This is a genomic window from Modestobacter sp. SYSU DS0875 (genome assembly GCF_054050915.1).
Genome location: NZ_JBJHAH010000016.1, coordinates 47,232 through 66,899 on the forward strand (window position 1 = coordinate 47,232; position 19,668 = coordinate 66,899).

Consider the following 19,668-nt stretch of genomic DNA (forward strand, 5'->3'; position numbering starts at 1 on the left):
CAAGCGTCGGCCCCCCGGCGGTGTCGCGGTCGCCCGCCCGGGGGCCGTGCACACCGCCGTAGCCTGCGGGCGTGCCCGAGCTCGAGGTCGCCGTCCCGGAGGTGCCCTGCGTGGGCGCGGTCGTGCACGACGCCGCGGGCCGGCTGCTGCTGATCCGGCGCGGGCACGCCCCGAGCGCGGGGCTGTGGTCGGTGCCGGGTGGCCGGGTGGAGCCCGGCGAGAGCGAGCCGGACGCGGTGGTGCGCGAGACCCACGAGGAGACCGGGCTGCGGGTGCGACCGGTCGCGGTCGCCGGGCGGGTGCGCATCCCCGGCGACGGCGTGCTGTTCACCGTGACCGACTGGACCTGCGACCTGGCCGGTGACGGCCAGGTGCCGGTGGCCGGCGACGACGCCACCGAGGTGGCGTTCGTCGACGCCGCCGGCCTGGCCGCGCTGGCGGCCGCCGGCCGGATGGCGCCCGGCGTCGTCGCGGCCCTGGCCGGCTGGGGTCTGCTCCCCCACCGGTGACCGGTCACCGGCGGACCGGCTCCGGACGGCCGGGGTGCTCGCCGCCGCGCTGCCCCGCTCGGGCACCACGAACTCCTCGCGGTACCGGCCGGACTGCATGCGCTCGGCTCCCGACCGTCAGCTCGCGACGACGGGACCCGGGCGCCACAGGCGAACCCCGTTCCACACGCGGAACGGGAGTTGCCCGCGCGGGGTGACGATGACCCGTCCGGACGGGCGCCGCTCCTACGATGGTCCGGTGCGCCTGCAGTCCGCTCCCGACCTCCCCGCCGAGGGCGAGGTGGTGCGGCTGACACCGGCCGGACGGCGTGCCCGGCTCGCCGCCGCGACGGTGGTGCTGGCGCTGCTGCTGGCCGGCACCGTCTGGGGCGACGACGACGCGTTCCCCTTCGGCCCGTTCCGGATGTACTCGACCCGCGCGAACCCGGACACCCCGGTGACCTCCACCCGGGTGGTCGGGCTGACCACGGCCGGCACGGAGGTGCGGCTGTCCGGTGGGGAGGTCGGCCTGCGCCGGGCGGAGTTCGAGGGGCAGCTCCCCCGCATCCACCGCGACCCCTCGCTGCTGGGGCTCCTCGCCGACTCCTACGCCGAGCGCCACCCCGATGCCGAGGAGCTGGTGGAGGTGCAGGTCGTGCAACGCCGCTTCGAGCTCTCCGACGGCCAGCGGACCGGCGAGGTCAGCGACCGGGTCCTGATCGAGCACCAGCTGGAGGACGGCGAGTGAGCACCGCGGCCACCACCCCGCCCACCGCGGCGCCGGTGCGCCCCGAGGAGGCGCCGGCCGTCCCCGGCACCCCGCGCTGGTGGTTCCGCCCGGTGCCGCTGGCCCGGATCGCGGTCTTCCGGGCGATCGCCTACCTGTTCATCCCGGTCGACGTCCTCCTCACCACCGCCTGGGTGCGCGCGCACGCCGACGTGCCCACCGACTGGTACGCGCCGCTGCTGATCGGCCGGCTGCTGCACCTGCCCACTCCGACGCACACCGTCGTGGTGGTCGTGCAGTGGGCGCTGGTGCTCGCCGCGGTGGCCGCCGCCACCGGCCGCGCGCCCCGGCTGCTGGGCTTCGCCGTCTTCCTCCTCTACATGGAGTGGATGGTGATCGCGATGAGCTACGGGAAGGTCGACCACGACCGGATCGCCTTCCTGGTCGCCCTCGCCGTGCTGCCCACCATCGGGGCGGCGCGGTTCCGGGACCGCCGCTCCTCGGAGGCCGCCGGCTTCGCGATGGCCGCCGTGCTGGTCACCGTGATGCTCACCTACTTCCTCGCCGCCTGGGCGAAGATCCGGTTCGGGGGCTGGGACTGGGCCACCGGGTCGACGCTCACCCGCGCCGTGCTGCGCCGCGGCACGGACCTGTCGATGTGGACGCTGGACGTGGCCTGGCTGCTGCCGGCGGCGCAGTGGGTGATGATCGTGGTCGAGCTGGCCGCACCGCTGATCCTGCTGGTGCGCACCGACCGGGCCCGGATCGGCCTGGTGCTCTTCCTGCTCGGCTTCCACGTGATGGTCTACGCCGGCGTCGGGATCATCTTCCTGCCGCACTGCATCGCGATCCTGTCGATCCTGCCTTGGGAGCGGCTCACCGCCCGCCGCCGGGACACGACCCCCGACCGGCCCGCCGCACCGGTGCCGGCTCCCGCCCGGAACTGACCGGCGCCGGGTGCGGCGGCACCCGGCACCTCAGACCGCGGGCACCTCAGACCCCGGGCACCTCAGACCCCGGGCACCTCAGACCGCGGCACTCAGATCATCGCGCCGATCCGGGCGGCCATCTCCGCCTCGTGCTGCTGGTAGGCGGCCGCGACGTTGGTGAGCAGCTGCCCCATCCCGGTCAGCGCCTCGCTCAGCCCCTGGCTGGACAGCCGCCACTTCTCGTAGAGCTCGGTGAACTGCACCGCCGCCTGGCTGTCGGTCCACCCCTCGAGCACCGAGGTGTTGATCCCGGCGGACAACGCCGTGTGCCGCGCCGTGGTCTCCCCGGCCTCGGCCTGGCAGCGGCCGGCCATCCCCTGCAGCGTCGCGATGTCGATCTTCACGGTTCCTCCTCCTGACCCGGGCACCTCCCGGGTGGAGCAGGACGCTAGGTGGCCGGGCCGGTCGGCGTCGTCCGTCGTCCACAGCCTCCGGCGCTGTCCACAGATCCGCCGGGCCGGCGCCACGGGCCATCCGGAAGCGGCACGATCCCCCGGTGCCCACCTCAGCCGGCGCCCCGGGCGGGGCGCGGACGACCCGCCGCAGCTGGACGCTGCAGACAGCCCGGGGCGCCGTCGACGTCGAGGTCTCCGCGCCTGAGGACGCCGTGCTGGACGACGTCCTGCCCGCCCTCGCCGCCGAGCTGGGTCCGCCGGCCGGCCCGCTGTGGTCCAGCTCGACGGAGCTGCCCGGCGGTACACCGCTGTCGATCCCCGAGCTGCACCACGCCGCGGTGCTGGGCTGGGGCCGGCCTGCCCCGCGGGACCCGGCCGCGGAGGGCGCCGGCGCACTGGAGCTGCAGGTCGTCGGTGGGCCCGACGCCGGACGCAGCCTGCCGCTGGAGCGCGGGCGGCTCGTCGTGGGCCGGAGTTCGACGTGCGGGCTGAACCTGGACGACCCGGACGTGTCCCGCCGGCATGCCGCCGTCACCGTCGCCGAGGGGCGGGTGACCGTCGCCGACCTCGGTTCCTCGAACGGCACGGTGCTGACCACGCGGCAGGGCGCCGTCCCGCTGGGCTCCGCCGAGACGACCTGGCCGGTGGGCGAGGCGATCCGGCTGGGTGCCACCACCCTCCGACTGACCGGGCCCGCGGGCTCCCCGCTGGAGAGCCGGGACACCGGCGCGGGACGGCTGGTGGTGCGTCCCCTCACGGGCACCCCGCCGCCGGCCGTCCCGGTCACCGTCGAGCTGCCCGCCCCGCCGGCCGACCCGCCGAGCCGGCGCCTGAGCTGGGTGGCGGTGTCCCTGCCCGCGGTCGGCGGCGTCGCGATGGCCTGGCTGCTCGACACCCCGGCGTTCCTGTTCTTCGCCCTCCTCAGCCCGGCGGTGGCGGTGGCCGGCTGGTGGTCCGACCGGCTCGCCGGCCGCCGGGCCGGCCGGCGGGCCCGCGCCGAGCACGCGGTCGCGCTGGCCCGGGCGGAGCTCGAGCTGGCTGCCGCGGTCACCGCGGACGTGGCCGGCCAGGAGGAGCGCCACCCCGACGTCGCCCGGCTGGTCGCCGCGGCGCGGCGGCGGGTCTCACCGCTGTGGTCCCGCGGCGCGCACGACCCGTCCGCCTGGGTGGTGCGCCTGGGCACCGGCCCCGGCCCCACGGCGGTGACCGTCTCCGGCCCGGACGGCGGGCGGTCCGCGGCGCCGGCCGACGCCGTCCCGGTCACCCTGGACCTCGGCTCCTGCGGCGGTCTGACGCTCTCCGGTCCGCGGCCGGCCGTCCTGGGCACGGCACGGGCACTCGTGTGCCAACTGGCCGCACTCAGCCCGCCTGGCGCCCTGTCCCTCGAGCTGGTCTGCGACCCGGCCCGACTCGCCGACTGGGCGTGGGTCCGCTGGCTGCCCCAGCTGGGCGGGGTCCACCCGGCCGGGCTCTCCACGGGCGACCGGCCCGACCCGTCCCCGACCGGCGGCGCAGGCGGTGACCGGGGCGGCGACGCCGGTGGCCGGACCCTCGTCGTGGTCGACGGCCCCATGAACGCAGAGGCGCGGGCTGCGCTGGTGGCCGGTGCGCCGCGCGTGGCCGTGCTCGAGCTCACCGACCGGCCGGGGTCGGCGTCCGGTGCGCATCTGACCGTCACCGGCGAGACCGGTTCGGCCGGCCGGCTGGTGCTGCCCGGCACCCCCGGCCGCCCGATCACCCTGGACGGGGTGCAGGAGACGACGGCGGCGACACTGGCCCGCACGCTGGCCGCTCTCACCGCGCCGGCCGACGGCTCCGGGATCCCCGACAGCGCCCGGCTGCTCGAGCTCTGCGCACCCCCCGGGCAGACCGGCGACGAGCCCACCCCTGACTGGGACCGGTCGCGCACCCGGCTGACGGCCACCCTCGGCGCCACCGCCCGCGGCCCGCTGACCCTGGACCTCGTGGCCCAGGGGCCGCACGCGCTCGTCGCGGGCACGACCGGGTCGGGGAAGTCCGAGCTGCTGCAGACCCTCGTCGCCGGCCTGGCGCTGCACCACCCACCGGACCGCTGCAGCCTCCTGCTGGTCGACTACAAGGGCGGCGCGGCCTTCGCCGAGGCCGCCGCGATGCCGCACACCGTCGGGGTGCTCACCGACCTGGACCACCAGTCGACCGCGCGAGCGCTGCGGTCCCTGGCCGCCGAGCTCACCCGCCGGGAGCGGCTGCTCGCCGCCCACGGCGCCCGGGACGTCGATGGCCTGCCCGACGAGGTGGCGCTGGCCCGGCTGGTCATCGTGGTCGACGAGTTCGCCACCCTGGTGGAGGACCTGCCCGGCTTCGTCAGCGGACTGGTGGGCATCGCGCAGCGCGGTCGTTCCCTGGGGGTGCACCTGGTCCTCGCCACCCAACGCCCCTCCGGGGTGGTGAGCCCGGAGATCCGGGCCAACTGCTCCCTGCGGATCTGCCTGCGCACCACCGACGAGGCAGAGGCCCGCGACGTGCTCGGCAGCGCACTGCCCGCCCAGCTGCCCGCCGACCGCCCCGGTCGGGCGTGGCTGCGGGCCGGCGGCGCGGCACCGGTCCTCCTCCAGGTCGCCCGGGTCTCCACACCGGCACCGGCGGGGCCGGAGGTCCACGTCCGCCGGCGGGCCTGGCCACCGCAGTCCGCACCGGTCGCAGGAGGGGGCCGCACCGACGGCACCACCGACCTCGCCCGGATCGCCGCCGCCGTCGGTCGGCGGGCGATCGGAGAGGGGCTGCAGCTGCCCCAGCGTCCCTGGCTGCCCCCGCTGCCCAGCCGGCTCACCGTCGCCGACCTGCCCACCGACCGGGCCACGGCCAGCCCGACGGTCCTCCGGATCGGCCTGCTCGACGTCCCCGACCGGCAGGTGCAACCGCCTCTGGAAATGGACCTCGCCGCCGGTGGCGGCTGGCTGGCGGTGGGTGGGCCGCGCAGTGGGCGGAGCACCGCGCTGGAGACGGTGCTGACCGAGGCGGCAGCGCAGCTCTCCCCCGATGAGCTGCACGTCCACGTGCTCGACCACGGCGGCGGCGCGGTGGCCACGCGGGCCGCGGAGCTGCCGCACACCGGCACCGTGGTGAGGCGCGGCGACCCGCACCGCAGTGGTCGGCTGCTGCACCGGCTGGCGGCGGAGCTGGAGCGCCGGCGTGCCGGCGACCCGCCGGACCAGCCGCTCGTCCTCCTGCTGGTCGACGGCTACGACAGCCTCGCCGCCGAGCTCGAGAGCGGCGACCCCACGGGCGGCGCCGCCGATCTCATCCGCCTGTGCCGGGAAGGCGGTGCGGTGGGGCTGACCGTCGCCCTGACGGCCGATCGGGCGGTGCCCGGGAGCAGGCTGGCCAGTGCGGTGCGGGAGCGTCTGGTCCTGCCACTGCCGGACCGCACCGACTACGCGGTCGCCGGGGTGCCCGCCCGCGCGGTTCCCGAACACCGCCCCCCGGGCCGGGCGCTGGTGGGTGAGGACGCCGTGGAGTGCCAGCTGGCGTCGCCCCGGGACACCGTCCGGGCCTGGCCGCCGGGCACCGGCGGCTCCGCCCCGGTACGGGTCACCGACCTGCCTGCCGACCCCGAGCTGCCGCTGCCGTTCCCGGACGCGAGGTACCGCTGGCTCCCCGTGGGCCCCGGTGGCGACGAGGGGCAGGTGACCGGGGTCGACCTCGGGGCAGGCGGTGGGCTGCTCGTCGTCGGTCCGCCCGGGAGCGGCCGCAGCGAGGCGGTGCGCGCCTTCGGCCGGCACTGCCGCGCCGGCGGCGCCCGGGTGCTCGAACTGGCGGCGACGCCCCCGGGCGACGACCACGACAGCCAGGAGCACCGGGTGGACCGGGTGGACCGCGGCGATGTGACCGGGTTGCGGGCCTGGCTCGCCGAGCCGGGCCCCGGCGCCAGAGTGGTGCTGGCCGACGACGTCACCTCGCTGCCCGACGCGGTGGCCGACGCGCTCGCGGTCGCGGGCGGCGCACCGGCCGGGAGCCCCGCGGGCGACGCACCCGCCTCGGGTGCCGTGCTCGTCATCGCGGCCGGCAGCCCGGCCGAGCTGGCCGGGAGCTTCCGCGGGCCGGTGGCCGCGCTGCGCCGTTCCCGCACCGCACTGCTGCTGCGTCCGGGCCCCGGCGACGCCGAACTGCTCGGACTGCGCGTCCCGCGCACGCCCCTGCCGGCCCGGCCCGGCTCCGGGTGGCTGCTCGTCCGCGGCGAGCCGACGCGGGTGCAGGTCGCACGGCGCCGGAACCCGCGCGAGGCGGCATGACCCGGCGCGGCGGTCAGAGCAGCTCGAGCGCCGGCCCGATCTCCTGCGTGGCGTACCAGGCGAGCTCGTGGCCCTCGGCCTGGTCCACGGTGAACTGCGCCTCGTCACTGCCCAGGTCCGCCTCCAGCACCACGGCGACCGCGGCCGCGACGTCCGCCTCGGCCTCGGCCACGTCGAGGTGCGCACTGGCCACGTCCGCCAGGGCGACGGCAGCGGTGGTCCGCGCGGCCCCGGGATCAGCGGCGGGGTCCTCGATCGGGGTCAGCGAGGCGTCGGGCACGTCGGCGGCCAGCACCACCCGGCGCCGGGCGGCGGCCGGGTCGACGTCGATCAGCCGGAGGCTGGCTCGGGCCGCGGCGAGCAGCGCGGCGTACTCCAGCTCCTCGTCGTCGCTGAGACCGTCGCTGAGCTCGTAGTGGCTGCGCAGCTGCGGCGTGACGGCGAACACCGTCAGCGGCCCCTCCAGTCGGCCGTCGTCCAGCAGCCGTCGCAGGACGGTCGTCGTGGCCGGCACGTACACGCGCACCCGGGTCGCCTCCTCAGTCGTGGAACAGCGACCGTAACGTCGCCGGCCGCGCGCACCGTTCCCCGGCAGGCGAGAGCAGCCGGTCCGGCCACCTCCCGGAGGGCCTGCGAGGAGTGGGAAGGAGGTCCTCCCTCAGCTGGCGGCCCCGCGCAGGTCGCCGACCTCCTGCTCGATGAGGTCGGCGAGCACCTCGACGTCGCTGACGCTGTCCCGGTCGGCGTTCAGGCCGACGTACACGGTGCCGTCGTAACTGGTCAGGCCGATGGCCAGGCCCTGACCGCGGACCAGCGGCACCACCGGGAAGACCTCGACCATCCGGGCCCCGCCGGCGTACAGCGGCACCTGTGGTCCGGGGACGTTGGTGACCACGAGGTTGAACAGCCGCCGGGACAGCCCGCTGGCGGCGCGGGCGCCGAGGGCGTGCAGCGTCGGCGGGGCGAAGCCGGACAGCGCGCTGAGCGTGTCGGCGCCCACCGACTGGCCGCGGGGCGCCAGCCCGCGCATGGCGTAGCTGATCCGGGCCAGGCGCACCCGCGGGTTCGGCTCCCCGACCGGCAGGTCCACCAGCAACGAGGAGACCCGATTGCCGCCCGCGTCGTCGTCGGTGCGCACCGACACCGGCACCAGGGCCCGCACCACGGTGCTGCCCACCACCGGCTCCCCGCGGGACAGCAACCAGTCCCGCAGTGCCCCGGTGACCGTGCTGAGCAGCACGTCGTTGATGGTGCCGCCGAGGGACCGGCGCACCTCCCGCAGTTCCGCCAGGGACACCCGGGCGACGGCGAACCGCCGCTGCCGGCCGATCGGCGCGTTCAGCGGGCTGGCCGGAGCCGGCGACACCGCAGTCCGGGCGGCGGCGGCCAGCAGGCCGGTGGCCACGCCGGCCCAGCGGGCGGCCGTGGCCCGCACGTCACCGACCGCGGTCCGGGCGGTGTCCAGCACGGCCGAGGGCCGCTGCAGGTAGTCCTCGACCGCCTCCCAGACCAACGCGGCCGGGCCCGGGGGGCGCCGGGGCCGCCAGTCGTCGGGCACCGCCACCGTCCCGGCGTCGGCGTGCGGGCTGGGGTCCAGGATGACCTGCCCGATGTCGATCGCGCCGAGCCCGTCGACCAGCGCCGGGTGGGTCTTGGTCACCACCGCCGTACGGTCACCGGCCAGCCCCTCGACCAGGTACATCTCCCACAGCGGCCGGGTGCGGTCCAGCGGTCGGGCGGTCAGCCGGGCGACCAGGTCCAGCAACTGCTCCTCGGTGCCCGGGCGGGGCAGCGCAGAGCGCCGGACGTGGTAGCTGATGTCGAAGTCCGGGTCGTCGACCCAGGCCGGGTTGGCCAGGTGCCCGGGCACCTCCAGCACCTTCTGCCGGTAGCGGGGTACGAGCGGCAGGCGGGCCCGGACCAGCGCGACGAGCGCCTCGTGGTCGAGCCCGCCGTCGGGACACTCGAGCACCAGCACCCCACCCACGTGCATGGGCGTCGCCGGCTCCTCGAGGTACAGGAAGGACGCGTCCAGCGCGGTGAGCCGTTGAACCACGGCGTGACCCCCCTCACTGACGATCACCCCAACCTACGGGGTGGCCCGCCGCCCGGTCGGGGGTGCCCCCAGGATCCGCCCCGACCGGCGGCTCAGCCGCGAGCGCGCCGGCGGCCCACCGGCACCGGCGCACCGCTCAGGCCGGCGGCGAGCTCGCGCAGCGCGGCCCGCAGCGGAGACCCGGGCGCCACCTCGGCGAGCGTCCGGCCCGCGGCCAGGGCGGCGTCGGTCGACCGCCGGTCCGCGGGGAGGAAGCAGTCCACCTCCGCGCCGGTGAAGCGGGCCAGCGCCGCAGCGACCTCCCGCCGCGGGTCCCCGGTCACCGGGCCGCGGCGCAGCTGGTTGACGACCACCCTCGGGTGGACCTCGGGCAGCACCTCACGCAGCTCGTCGAGCGCCCGGATCGTCCGCTGCAGCGCCACCGGGTCGGCACCGCTCACGCACAGCACCTCGTCGGCGGCCTCGAGCACGGCCAGGGTGGCGCCGTTGCGCCGGGGCGCCGCCGTGTCGAAGGACAGCTCCTCGTCCTCCTCCAGGCAGAACGCGCAGTCGACCACGGTCAGGGCGGTCAGCCGCCGGGCCTCCTCCAGCACCACGGCGAGCGCCTGCGGACGCAGCTCCGGCCACCGGTCGGCGCGCGCCAGCCCGGTGAGCACCCGCAGCCGTGGCCCCACCGCCCCGGCCAGTCGGGACAGCGCGGGGCCGTCGAGGGTGCCCGCGCCGGCCTGCCTCGCGGCAGCGGCCACCCCCGGCGACTCGTCCAGCAGCCCGAGGACCTGGGCGACCACGCCGCCGTAGACATCGGCGTCCACCAGCAGGGTGCTCACGTCCAGCCGGGCTGCCTCGTCGGCCAGGCCCACCGCGACCGTGGTCCGCCCCGGGGCTCCCGTCGGACCCCAGACGGCGACGACCCGACCACGCCCGGACGGCCGGGGCGGCTCCTCCCGCCCCGGCTCGGCCGGGCGGAGGGCCCCACGCGGATCGGCGACGTCCCGGCCGGCCGGCACACCCCCGGCGACCGCGGCACGCAGCGCCCGCGCGATCTCCTCCGCCGGGGCGTCGGCCGGCAGCACCCGCTCGACGCCGAGCTGGCGCAGCCGGTCGCCGGCACGCAGGTCACCGGGCTCGACCAACCCCACCACCGCGACCCCGGCGGCGATCAGCCTGGTCACGGCCGCGCCGTCCAGCCTCCGCAGCTCCGCGGAGAGCAGCGCGGCCTGGCCGGTGCCGGTGCTGGCCGCGGCGAGCAGGTCGGCGACGTCGACGCACCGGCGGACGACGGTGACGCCGTGGTCCTCCCGGTCCAGGGCACCGACCAGCTCGGACTCCCAGGCCGCCCCGGTGACGGCGGTGAAGACCTGCAGCCCCATCAGCCGGTCGGTCCCCGGTCGGCGGCGGCGTCGTCCCTGGAGGTGGCTGTTCCCGCAGCGGCGTCGACCGAGTCGCGCACGACCACGACCAGCCCGCGGCCACCGATGGCGGCCAGCACCACGGGGGCGTCGTCGGTCGGGACGGTGACCACGACCTGCAGGGTGCTCGTGGAGGCCGACAGCACGCCGTCGGACCGACCGGTCACCGCCTGGACCGGTGCGGCGCCGACCACCAGGTCCACGTCGCCCCCCGTCTCGAGGGAGGCGCCCACGGCCGGGTCGGCCACCGCGTAGACGTCGACCAGCTGACCGCGGGACAGCCCCGGCGGCACGAACCCGGCCTGGACCGGCAGCGCCAGCTGGACCTGTCCGGTCACCTCCTCCAGCGCCGACCTGGGCACCAGCTCACCGGCGCGGACCGCCCGCGCGAGCACCCGGCCCTCGGGGCGGGTGCTCGCGGACAGGTAGGCGCCGGCGACGTCGTCCAGCCGCACCGGGACCGAGACCAGGTCCGCGGCGGTCAGCACCGTGCCCGCCGCCAGGTCGGCGCCGGCCGACCACACGGGCACGGTCGCGTCAGCCGCGGTGACGACACGGGCCCCGACTAGCACCGACCCGAGCACCAGCAGGACACCGAGGACGAGGCGCAGGTCCAGCCAGCGCGGCGGGCGCACACGACGGACGACCGGCCCGGTCGGCGCCGACCCGACGCCGGGGGCCACGGAGGTGGTCGGCGCGCTCATGCCTGGTCGTCCTCCCCGGGTCACGGCCGGACGGGATGCGTCCGGAGCAGTACCGCTCGGTGCGGCGGAGGCAGATCATGACCGAGGAACCGCCGGCCGCGCAGCCGCTGTCCACACGTTCGGGTGGACGATGCAGCTCTGGACCACCCGACTGACAGACTGGCGACCACCTTCGACGGGAGAGCGACCCACCTCATGGCGACCCAGCGGTTCTGGACCCTCGACGACGTCGCGGAGATCCTCAACGTCTCCTGGTCGCAGGCCTACGCGATGGTCCGCCGCAAGGAGCTCGTCGCGATCCAGATCGGCGGGCGGGGCCAGTGGCGGGTGGAGAAGGACGAGCTGGAGCGCTTCATCCAGCAGAAGTACGCCGAGGCGCGTGCCGACGAGCCGGAGGCGCCCGACGCCGAGGCGCTCGACAGCGCGGCGCACGACGCGCAGGTCGACTCCTCCTCCTGACCGGCTGAGCTCCGGGCTCAGACCACCGCCGGCGGCAGGGTGCGCACGGCGACCACCGCCGCCAGCACGACCGCCCGCACCCCGCTGACCGCACCCCGCCGGCGCGGGCGGTCGACCGCGTGCTCGGCCAGCTCCAGGTGGTCGGCGCCCACCCGGTCGACGGTGCCGGCGAAGACGCTTCCGTCGTCGAGCAGGCACTGCACCGTCGCACGATCGCGGGCCAGGCCACGCAGCGCCCGGCGGAGGTCCAGCCGGGACGGCGCACCGGCGTCGGGGATCGCCACGGTCACGGCCGTCAGCCCGCTCACGGCCCGGACCGCGCGGGTGGCCACCAGCAGCTCCCGCTGCTGGACGTCGGTCAACAGCAGCCAGTCGACGCCCACCTCGACCAGCCGTCCGGCGAGCTCACCCACCCCGGCACAGGCCAGCGCCACCTCGGTGCCGACCGCGCCGCGCAGCCGATCGGCCAACTGCACCCGGCCGAGCTCTGCCCGCGACCGGGACGCCGCCTCGGCGTCGAGCTCGGCCGCCTCCTGCTCAGCGGCCTGCGCCTCGAGGTCGGCGAACAGCTGCTCCCAGCGCATGGCGCGAGCGTAGTCGTCCACAGTTCCTCGCGTTTGCTTGCATTTGCTTGCGTTGGTGCTGTTTGGTGGTCATTCAGGAGGTGTGATGTCCACTCGGCGATGGATGACGACGACGGCGGCGATGGCCGCGGTCGCCTGGGCACTGGCTGCCCTGGGCACCGATCCGGCCGCGGTGCGGACGGCGCTGGCCGACCCACAGGGGCTGGTCGACGGCGCGGGCCCGGACGCGCTGGTGCTCGCCGGGGTCACCGCGGCAGCCTGGCTGTGCTGGGCCTGGGGGGCCGTGGGCCTGCTGCTCACCGCACTGTCCACCACGCCGGGCACGGCCGGCCGTGCGGCGAGCCGACTGCTCCACCTGCTGCTGCCGGCCGGTGCCCGTCGAGCGGCCGCGCTCGCCGTCGGACTGGGGCTGGTCACCGCCGCGCCTGCGGTGGCATGGCCTGCGCCGACCGTCGTCGCCACCGTCGCCGACACCACCGACCTCGGGTCGCCGGTGTCCGTGGACTGGCCGACGGCGCCCGGTGCCGACCGGCCGGCCGGCACCGACGTCGACTGGCCCGCGGCGCCCGGTGCCGACTGGCCACCATCCGGCGATCACCCCGGCGACGCCGCGGACGGGCCGGCCGGCCCCACCCCGCCCGACGTCCGGTCCACACAGCACGTGGTGCTGCGTGGGGACTGCCTGTGGGACATCGCGGCCGCCTGGCTGGCCCGGACGTCCCCCGGCACCCCGGTCACCGACGCCGCCACCGCCACCGCGGTCGCCGCCTGGTGGCAGGCGAACGCCGACGTGATCGGCCCCGACCCCGACCTCCTGCTGCCCGGTCAGGTGCTGCAGGCCCCGCCCTCCGAGGAGCTCCGATGAGCGCACCCCAGCACCAGCTGACCCCCTCCGTGCCCGGCATGGCCGAGCCGACCACGCGACCGCGGATGCACCTGACGGTGGTGCGCACCCCGGGGCCGGCGCTGGAGCCGGCGGCGCACCCGGTGCGACTGCTCGTGCCCGGTCACCGGCACCGCCGGCCGGCGCCACCGCCCGGCCCACGTCCTCGGCTGGACCGGGCGGCGCACCTGTTCGCCCCGGAGGAGGCGGAGTTCGGCCCCCGCTGGTCGGGGCGCGCGGAACTGCCCGATGCCGCCTCGGCCGGCCGTCGGCTGGTCACTCTCACCCTGGAGGCGTTCGCCGGCCGCCGACCGATGGCACAGCTGCAGCCGCTGGTCACCCCCGCGCTCTTCACCGCCCTCGCCGAGCGTCGCCGTCCGCGCTGGTGTGCCGAGGGCACGGCGCCGCTGCTGGTGGGCCGGGTGCACGTCTGCGAGCCGGTGGACGGCGTCGCGGAGGTCAGCGCGGTGGCCCGCCGGGCCGGGCGGGCCCACGCGGTCGCCGCCCGCCTGGAGGGCATCGACGGGCGCTGGCGGTGCACCGCGCTGCAGATCGGCTGAGCCCGGACAGCACGACGCCCCGCCGACCTGCAGGTCGGCGGGGCGTCGTGCTCGTTCCCTTCCAGGGGCCCGCCCTGAGCTGAGGGAGGAAGGGGGTCCTTCCTCAGCTGTTGGCGGCCGACCCGTGGCACTGCTTGAACTTCTTCCCCGAGCCACAGGGGCAGGGGGCGTTGCGCGGGGTCTCCTTGGTGCCGGTGACCGTCGCCGACTTGGCCGCCTTCGGCCGGCCGGCGTCCTTGGCGGACTGGTCCAGGCCGGGCGCGCTGTAGGTCAGCTGCTCCTGCTTCGGCGCCTCGAGGCCCTTCACCGACAGCTCCGGCCCCCCGGCGGGCGCCCCGGGCACCGCAGCCGCGGCCGGGGCCTCGGGAGCCGTCGCGGCGGCGGTGGCGGGGGCGGGCTTCCGGGTGCGGCGGGCGGAGCTCGCGGTCCCCGCGCCGTCGCCCGAGCCGTTGCCGTTCCCTCCCGGCACGGCGCCGCTGCCGGCCGGCACGGCGCCATCGCCGGTCGCGGCCGGCGCCGCACGGTTCCCGTCGGCGGCGGGCGGCGCACCGTCGGTGGCCGGCGCAGCGCCATCGGCGGCCGGCGCAGTGCCGTCGCCGTCGGTACGCGCCGGGGCCTGCGCGGCCGTCGCGGTGGCCGCCTGGGCGGCCGCAGCGGTGGCCTGGCGGGCGAGCACCCGCTGGGTGCCGGCCTGGGCACGGGCCAGCGCCTCGGCCTCGGACTGCGCCTGCTTGGCCCGGGCCTCGGCCTCCTGCTGCTCCTTGGTCTTGACCTCGATGTTGAACAGGAAGCCGACGGACTCCTCCTTGATCCCGTCGAGCATCGCGTTGAACATGTCGTAGCCCTCGCGCTGGTACTCCACGACCGGGTCGCGGTTGGCCATCGCGCGCAGGTGGATGCCGGCCCGCAGGTAGTCCATCTCGTAGAGGTGCTCGCGCCACTTGCGGTCCAGCACCGAGAGCAGCACCCGCCGCTCCAGCTCGCGCATGACCTCCGCGCCCAGCGTGCTCTCCCGCTCCGCGTACGCGCGCTCCACGTCGGCGAGCAGCTCGGACTTGAGCACGTCCGCGGTGAGCGCGGCCTGGTCGCCGTCGGCCACCCGGTCCAGCAGCTCCTGCCGGTCCAGGCCCACCGGGTAGAGCGCCTTCAGCCCGGTCCACAGCTGCTCGAGGTCCCAGTCCTCGGCGTACCCGAGCTCGGTGGCGCCGTCCACGTAGGCGGCGACGACGTCGTCGACCATGCTGCGCACCTGCACGTGCAGGTCCTCGCCGTCGAGCACCTTGCGGCGCTCGGCGTAGATGACCGTGCGCTGGCGGTTCAACACCTCGTCGTACTTCAGGACGTCCTTGCGGACCTCGTAGTTCTGCTGCTCCAGCTGCGTCTGCGCCGAGCGGATGGCCCGGCTGACCATCTTGTGCTCGATCGGCTGGTCGTCGGGGACCCGCAGCGTGTTCATCATGTTCTCGAGCATCGGCCCGTTGAACCGGCGCATCAGGTCATCGCCCAGCGACAGGTAGAACCGGGACTCGCCCGGGTCGCCCTGCCGGCCGGAGCGACCGCGCAGCTGGTTGTCGATGCGGCGGCTCTCGTGCCGCTCGGTGCCCAGCACGTAGAGGCCCCCGGCCTCGGCGACCTGGTCGTGCTCGGCCTTGACCTGCTCCTTTGCCGCCGCGAGCGCGTCGTCCCAGGCGGCCTCGTACTCCTCCGGGGTCTCCGTCGGGGTGAGCCCCTTCGCCCGCAGCGCCTCGTCGGCGATGAACTCGGCGTTGCCGCCGAGCTGGATGTCGGTGCCTCGCCCGGCCATGTTCGTGGCCACGGTGACCGCGCCGAGCCGGCCGGCCATCGCGATGATCGCCGCCTCCCGGGCGTGGTTCTTCGCGTTGAGCACCTCGTGCGGGATGCCGCGGCGGAGCAGGAACTTCGCCAGGACCTCGGACTTCTCCACGCTGGCGGTGCCCACCAGCACCGGCTGCCCGGCCTCGTGCCGCTCGGCGATGTCGTCGACGACCGCCTCGAACTTGGCCTTCTCGGTCTTGTAGATCAGGTCGGCCTCGTCGGCCCGGATCATCGGCCGGTTGGTCGGGATCGGCACCACGCCCAGCCCGTAGGTCTGGTGCAGCTCGGCGGCCTCGGTCTGCGCCGTGCCGGTCATCCCGGAGAGCTTCTCGTAGAGCCGGAAGTAGTTCTGCAGGGTGATCGTGGCGAGGGTCTGGTTCTCGTCCTTGATCTGCACCCGCTCCTTGGCCTCGATGGCCTGGTGCATGCCCTCGTTGTAGCGGCGCCCGGCCAGCACGCGGCCGGTGAACTCGTCGACGATGAGCACCTCGCCGTTGCTGACGATGTACTGCTGGTCCTTCTTGAACAGCTCCTTGGCCTTCAGGGCGTTGTTCAGGTAGCTGATCAGCGGGGTGTTCGCCGCCTCGTAGAGGTTGTCGATGCCCAGCTGGTCCTCGACGAACTCCACGCCCTCCTCGGTGATGGCGACCGTCCGCTTGCTCTCCTCGACCTCGTAGTGCCGGTCGCGCTTCATCAGCGGGGCGATGCGGGCGAACTCGCCGTACCAGCGGGCACTGGACTCGGCCGGCCCGCTGATGATCAGCGGCGTCCGGGCCTCGTCGATGAGGATGGAGTCGACCTCGTCGACGATGGCGTAGGCGTGGCCACGCTGCACCAGGTCGGCCTTGGACCAGGCCATGTTGTCGCGCAGGTAGTCGAAGCCGAACTCGTTGTTCGTGCCGTGCGTGATGTCGGCCAGGTACTGCTCCCGGCGGACCTGCGGCGCCTGGCCGGAGACGATCGTGCCGACGCTCAGGCCCAGGAACCGCTGCACCCGGCCCATCCACTCCGCGTCGCGGGTGGCCAGGTAGTCGTTGGTGGTGATGACGTGCACGCCCTCGCCGGACAGCGCGTTGAGGTAGGCCGGCAGCACACCGGTGAGCGTCTTGCCCTCACCGGTCTTCATCTCGGCGATGTTCCCCAGGTGCAGGGCCGCGCCGCCCATCAGCTGGACCCGGTAGTGCCGCTGGCCCAGGGTCCGCTTGCTCGCCTCGCGGACCACCGCGAACGCCTCGGGCAGCAGCTGGTCGAGGGTCTCCCCGTCGCCGTAGCGCGCCTTGAACTCGTCGGTCTTGGCCCGCAGCTCGGCGTCGGTGAGGTCGACGACCTCGACCTCCAGCGCCTCGACCGCATCGGCGATCTTCGACAGACGACGGACGATCTTGCCCTCACCGGCACGCAGGATCTTGGAGAACACCACGACCCCAGCGTAGGCGGCGCAGCCGGGCAGCGGTCCCGACGTGGCCGATCTCCCTACCCCGCGCGGTTCCGGCCGTACCGTCTGCGGGCGTGTCCTCCCCCACCACACCGGCCCGGCCGTCCTTCGGCCCCGGCCTGGTCGCGTTCCTCACCGAACGGCACCTGGCGACCCTCACCACGCTGCGCGCCGACGGCACGCCGCACGTCGTCCCGGTCGGGGTCACCTTCGACCCGGCCACCGGCACCGCCCGGGTGATCACCTCGGGCACGTCGGTGAAGGCCCGCCACGTCCGGGCCGGGCAGTCCCGGGTGGCCGTCTGCACCGTCGACGGGCGGCGCTGGGCGACGCTGGAGGGGACGGCGGTGCTGCGGGAGGACGCCGCGTCGATCGCCGACGCCGAGGCCCGCTACGCCCGCCGCTACAAGCAGCCCCGCCCCAACCCCGCGCGGGTGGTCATCGAGATCTCGGTGGACCGGGTGCTGGGCAACGCGGAACGCTTCCCCCCGACCGGCGAGGAGGCGTGAGCATGGACCTGAGCGGGATGGACCTGAGCGCCATCGACCTGACCACCGAGGTGGTGCGCACCGAGCGGCTGGTGCTCCGCCCGTTCCGTCCCGAGGACGCCGAGGCGGTCTTCGCCGCCTGCCAGGACCCGGAGATCCCGCGCTGGATCAGCGCCGTCTCCCCCACCTACACCCGCGCCGACGCCGAGCACTTCGTCACCCAGGAGAGCCCGACCGCGCGGCGCGAGGGCACCGCGATGATGGTGGCGATCGAGGCCGGCGGGGTGCTGGTCGGCGCCAGCGGGGTCAACCGGATCGGCCAGCACCCGCTGGGCCCGGAGATCGGCTACTGGATCGCGGCCGGGGCTCGCGGGCGCGGGTACGCAGCGGAGACCGCCCATGCGCTCGCGCAGTGGGTTCTGGGGCTCGGGGCGCCGCGGGTGTACCTGGTGGCCGACGTCCGGAACTCGCCCTCCCAGGCGGTGGCCCGCCGGGCCGGCTTCACCCAGGAGGGCGTGCTCCGCTCCTACCTGGCGTACCGGGACGGCAGCCGCGGCGACGCGGCGCTGTTCTCCCGGCTGCCCGGCGACTGACGACGGCGGGCCGCCTCCCGGGAGGGAGACGACCCGCCGTCGGCCTCCCTGCAGGGGCCCGCCGCGAGCTCGCGAGTGGTGGGGGCAGGGAGGTCCTTCGTCAGACGGTGGCCGGCTCCCGCTCCGTCGTCCCGACGGTGTCCCCGCCGGTCGCCGCGTCGGCGCCGACGGTCTGGGCACCCGGCACCTGCGCGCCCAGCCGGATCAGGCCGTAGTCGAAGGCGTGCCGGCGGTAGACCACCGACGGCTGGCCGGTGTCGGCGCACAGGAACAGGAAGAAGTCGTGGCCCACGAGCTCCATCTCGTAGAGGGCCTGGTCGACGTGCATCGGCGTGGCCGAGTGGACCTTCTCGCGCACGATCCGGCCGGGCAGGTGCTCGTCGAGGTCGGTGACCAGCGGCGCCGCGTTCGGCTCCAGGTCGGGCACGCCCCCGCCGAGGTCCGCGGCGTTGCCGGCCAGCATCGTCTCCACCGGCGCGTCGGAGGCGCCGTCGAGCCGGACGCTCGGTGGCGTCCGGCGGCCGTGGTGCACGCGGCGGCGGTCGTTGGCCCGCCGCAGCCGGTTCTCCAGCTTGTCCACCGCGAGCTCGAGCGCGGCGTAGAAGTCGGGGGCGCACGCCTCGCCACGGGCCACCGGGCCCTTGCCGCGCAGGGTGATCTCCACGCGCTGGCAGTTGGCCGCCTGGCGTGGGTTCTTCTCGTGCAACAGCTCGACGTCGATGCGGATCAACTTGTCGTCGAAGCGCTCGAGCTGACCGACCTTGTCCTCGACGTGCGTGCGGAAGTGCTCGGGCACCTCGACGTTGCGTCCACGGACCACGATCTCCATGAGACCTCCCGGTGAGCGGGTGTGATCGCACCCACGCTAGTTGCGTCTTCCGGTTCCCGACACCGGAGACACCCCCATCGGGGCCCGCCGTCAGCGACGCACGGTGAACGCCCCTGGTGGGGGCGTCGTCCGGGGTGCGCAGCTGCGCCGCGGGGTCGCGGCGACCACCGCGGCGAGCACCGGCGTGTCGGCCGGCGGAGCGTGCTCCGGCGTGGCCCGGAGCGCCCGGGCCGCCTCGGTCAGGGTGGCCCCGCTGGTCACCACGTCGTCGACCAGGACCAGGACGCCGGACGGCGCCGGCCGGCCGCGCGGGGCGAACCGGCCGGCCAGGTTGGCCTGCCGCTCCCGCACCCCGAGCCCCGCGCTGTCCGCGGCTCCCCGGGGCCGTCGCAGCAGCGGGACCCTGGCGGCCGGCGTCCCCGCGGCGCGCAGGTCCGCCACCGCCCGGTCGGCCAGCTCGCGCACGTGGTCCCGGCCGCGGGCCCGCACCGCCGCGGCGGAGCTGGGCACCGGCACCAGCAGCACCGGCGCGCCCGGCCCAGGCGGCTGCGCCAGGCCGGTCAGCACCGCGGCGACCGCGAGCGCCAGCGCGCTGCCCAGCGGCACGGCCAGCTCCGCCCGGCCGTGCTCCTTGAACGCGACCACCGCCGGGCGCACCGGCCCGGCGTAGGCGCCGGCGGCGACGGTGGGCGGGAAGCCCGGCGGGTGCCGCCGCGGCTGGGCCAGCCGGGGGCGGGCCAGCAGCGCCCGGCAGACCGGACACAGCACCGGGCCGGGGACCGCGCAGCCGGCGCAGGCGCGGGGCAGCACCAGGTCGGCGAGCGTGCGGACGGCATCTCCCAGCAGGCCACCCAGCTGGGTGCCCGGGCCCGGACCGGCCGGCGTCGTGCCCACGCGCACCAGGCTGCCCGGCTCCCGCGCGGACCGCCGCCCCGTACGGCGTCCTGGGGACGGTCACCGCC

General features: G+C 76.1%; 18 protein-coding genes. 9 read left to right on the plus strand and 9 right to left on the minus strand.

Going from position 1 to position 19,668, the window contains the following annotated elements:
- Positions 1-71: 71 nt before the first annotated feature.
- The 3 genes from ACI79Y_RS11785 to ACI79Y_RS11795 all read left to right on the plus strand — a co-directional run bounded on the left by ACI79Y_RS11785 (position 72) and on the right by ACI79Y_RS11795 (position 2,162).
- Positions 72-509: an NUDIX domain-containing protein gene (locus ACI79Y_RS11785; protein ID WP_457158664.1), complete on the plus strand. Its 438-nt coding sequence runs from the start codon at positions 72-74 to the stop codon at positions 507-509.
- 238 nt (positions 510-747) lie between these two features.
- Positions 748-1,236 (plus strand): hypothetical protein, encoded by a 489-nt coding sequence (locus tag ACI79Y_RS11790; RefSeq protein WP_457158665.1) that lies wholly within the window; start codon positions 748-750, stop codon positions 1,234-1,236.
- Positions 1,233-2,162 (plus strand): MFS transporter permease, encoded by a 930-nt coding sequence (locus ACI79Y_RS11795; protein WP_457158666.1) that lies wholly within the window; start codon positions 1,233-1,235, stop codon positions 2,160-2,162. The genes ACI79Y_RS11790 and ACI79Y_RS11795 overlap by 4 nt, the downstream gene beginning before the upstream one ends.
- Positions 2,163-2,254: 92 nt before the next feature.
- On the opposite strand, the gene ACI79Y_RS11800 is transcribed toward ACI79Y_RS11795, so the two are convergent.
- A complete protein-coding gene (locus ACI79Y_RS11800; protein ID WP_457158667.1) occupies positions 2,255-2,548 on the minus strand; it encodes a WXG100 family type VII secretion target in 294 nt (97 codons plus the stop codon).
- Between the two features lie 152 nt (positions 2,549-2,700).
- Between ACI79Y_RS11800 and ACI79Y_RS11805 the strand changes: the two genes are divergently transcribed.
- Complete coding sequence (locus ACI79Y_RS11805) at positions 2,701-6,870, plus strand: FtsK/SpoIIIE domain-containing protein (RefSeq protein ID WP_457158668.1); 4,170 nt, start codon at positions 2,701-2,703, stop codon at positions 6,868-6,870.
- A gap of 13 nt (positions 6,871-6,883) precedes the next feature.
- On the opposite strand, the gene ACI79Y_RS11810 is transcribed toward ACI79Y_RS11805, so the two are convergent.
- The 4 genes from ACI79Y_RS11810 to ACI79Y_RS11825 all read right to left on the minus strand — a co-directional run bounded on the left by ACI79Y_RS11810 (position 6,884) and on the right by ACI79Y_RS11825 (position 11,039).
- Positions 6,884-7,396 carry a DUF6912 family protein gene (locus ACI79Y_RS11810; RefSeq protein ID WP_457140539.1) on the minus strand — a complete coding sequence of 171 codons (513 nt, stop codon included), beginning with the start codon at positions 7,394-7,396 and terminating at the stop codon, positions 6,884-6,886.
- Positions 7,397-7,528: 132 nt separating this feature from the next.
- Entirely contained in the window at positions 7,529-8,926 is a 1,398-nt protein-coding gene (locus tag ACI79Y_RS11815; protein WP_457158669.1) for a WS/DGAT/MGAT family O-acyltransferase, read from the minus strand.
- A 92-nt stretch (positions 8,927-9,018) separates the two neighbouring features.
- Positions 9,019-10,296 (minus strand): AAA family ATPase, encoded by a 1,278-nt coding sequence (locus tag ACI79Y_RS11820; RefSeq protein WP_457158670.1) that lies wholly within the window; start codon positions 10,294-10,296, stop codon positions 9,019-9,021.
- On the minus strand, positions 10,296-11,039 hold the full coding sequence (locus ACI79Y_RS11825; protein ID WP_457158671.1) for an SAF domain-containing protein: 744 nt from the start codon (positions 11,037-11,039) through the stop codon (positions 10,296-10,298). Before ACI79Y_RS11825 ends, ACI79Y_RS11820 begins: the two co-directional genes overlap by 1 nt.
- A 195-nt stretch (positions 11,040-11,234) precedes the next feature.
- On the opposite strand from ACI79Y_RS11825, the gene ACI79Y_RS11830 reads away from it, so the two are divergent.
- A complete protein-coding gene (locus ACI79Y_RS11830) occupies positions 11,235-11,498 on the plus strand; it encodes a helix-turn-helix domain-containing protein (RefSeq protein WP_457158672.1) in 264 nt (87 codons plus the stop codon).
- A gap of 17 nt (positions 11,499-11,515) precedes the next feature.
- Here ACI79Y_RS11830 and ACI79Y_RS11835 read toward each other — a convergent pair whose 3' ends face one another.
- The gene (locus ACI79Y_RS11835) at positions 11,516-12,082 is read right to left on the minus strand and encodes a hypothetical protein (RefSeq protein ID WP_457158673.1); all 567 of its coding nucleotides are present in this window, start codon (positions 12,080-12,082) and stop codon (positions 11,516-11,518) included.
- Between the two features lie 85 nt (positions 12,083-12,167).
- Between ACI79Y_RS11835 and ACI79Y_RS11840 the strand changes: the two genes are divergently transcribed.
- Positions 12,168-12,947 (plus strand): LysM peptidoglycan-binding domain-containing protein, encoded by a 780-nt coding sequence (locus ACI79Y_RS11840; RefSeq protein WP_457158674.1) that lies wholly within the window; start codon positions 12,168-12,170, stop codon positions 12,945-12,947.
- Positions 12,944-13,525 (plus strand): Rv3235 family protein, encoded by a 582-nt coding sequence (locus tag ACI79Y_RS11845; protein ID WP_457158675.1) that lies wholly within the window; start codon positions 12,944-12,946, stop codon positions 13,523-13,525. Before ACI79Y_RS11840 ends, ACI79Y_RS11845 begins: the two co-directional genes overlap by 4 nt.
- A gap of 103 nt (positions 13,526-13,628) precedes the next feature.
- Here ACI79Y_RS11845 and secA read toward each other — a convergent pair whose 3' ends face one another.
- On the minus strand, positions 13,629-16,781 hold the full coding sequence (gene secA, locus ACI79Y_RS11850) for a preprotein translocase subunit SecA (RefSeq protein WP_457158676.1): 3,153 nt from the start codon (positions 16,779-16,781) through the stop codon (positions 13,629-13,631).
- 89 nt (positions 16,782-16,870) lie between these two features.
- Here secA and ACI79Y_RS11855 point away from each other — a divergent pair, with 89 nt between their 5' ends.
- Positions 16,871-17,305, plus strand: a complete 435-nt coding sequence (locus ACI79Y_RS11855) for a pyridoxamine 5'-phosphate oxidase family protein (RefSeq protein ID WP_457158677.1) — start codon at positions 16,871-16,873, stop codon at positions 17,303-17,305.
- A gap of 2 nt (positions 17,306-17,307) precedes the next feature.
- Positions 17,308-17,877, plus strand: a complete 570-nt coding sequence (locus ACI79Y_RS11860; RefSeq protein ID WP_457158703.1) for a GNAT family N-acetyltransferase — start codon at positions 17,308-17,310, stop codon at positions 17,875-17,877.
- Between the two features lie 100 nt (positions 17,878-17,977).
- On the opposite strand, the gene hpf is transcribed toward ACI79Y_RS11860, so the two are convergent.
- Together hpf and ACI79Y_RS11870 are read right to left on the minus strand one after the other, a co-directional pair.
- A complete protein-coding gene (gene hpf, locus ACI79Y_RS11865) occupies positions 17,978-18,706 on the minus strand; it encodes a ribosome hibernation-promoting factor, HPF/YfiA family (protein WP_457158678.1) in 729 nt (242 codons plus the stop codon).
- A 90-nt stretch (positions 18,707-18,796) separates the two neighbouring features.
- Positions 18,797-19,600, minus strand: a complete 804-nt coding sequence (locus ACI79Y_RS11870; RefSeq protein WP_457158679.1) for a ComF family protein — start codon at positions 19,598-19,600, stop codon at positions 18,797-18,799.
- Positions 19,601-19,668 lie beyond the last annotated feature (68 nt).

Excerpts from the sequence above, each read along its gene's own strand:
- ACI79Y_RS11820 (WP_457158670.1), bottom strand. The coding sequence starts at position 10,296 with ATGGGGCTGCAGGTCTTCACCGCCGTCACCGGGGCGGCCTGGGAGTCC.
- ACI79Y_RS11825 (WP_457158671.1), bottom strand. The coding sequence starts at position 11,039 with ATGAGCGCGCCGACCACCTCCGTGGCCCCCGGCGTCGGGTCGGCGCCG.
- ACI79Y_RS11830 (WP_457158672.1), top strand. The coding sequence starts at position 11,235 with ATGGCGACCCAGCGGTTCTGGACCCTCGACGACGTCGCGGAGATCCTC.
- ACI79Y_RS11835 (WP_457158673.1), bottom strand. The coding sequence starts at position 12,082 with ATGCGCTGGGAGCAGCTGTTCGCCGACCTCGAGGCGCAGGCCGCTGAG.
- ACI79Y_RS11840 (WP_457158674.1), top strand. The coding sequence starts at position 12,168 with ATGTCCACTCGGCGATGGATGACGACGACGGCGGCGATGGCCGCGGTC.
- ACI79Y_RS11845 (WP_457158675.1), top strand. The coding sequence starts at position 12,944 with ATGAGCGCACCCCAGCACCAGCTGACCCCCTCCGTGCCCGGCATGGCC.
- ACI79Y_RS11860 (WP_457158703.1), top strand. The coding sequence starts at position 17,308 with ATGGACCTGAGCGGGATGGACCTGAGCGCCATCGACCTGACCACCGAG.
- hpf (WP_457158678.1), bottom strand. The coding sequence starts at position 18,706 with ATGGAGATCGTGGTCCGTGGACGCAACGTCGAGGTGCCCGAGCACTTC.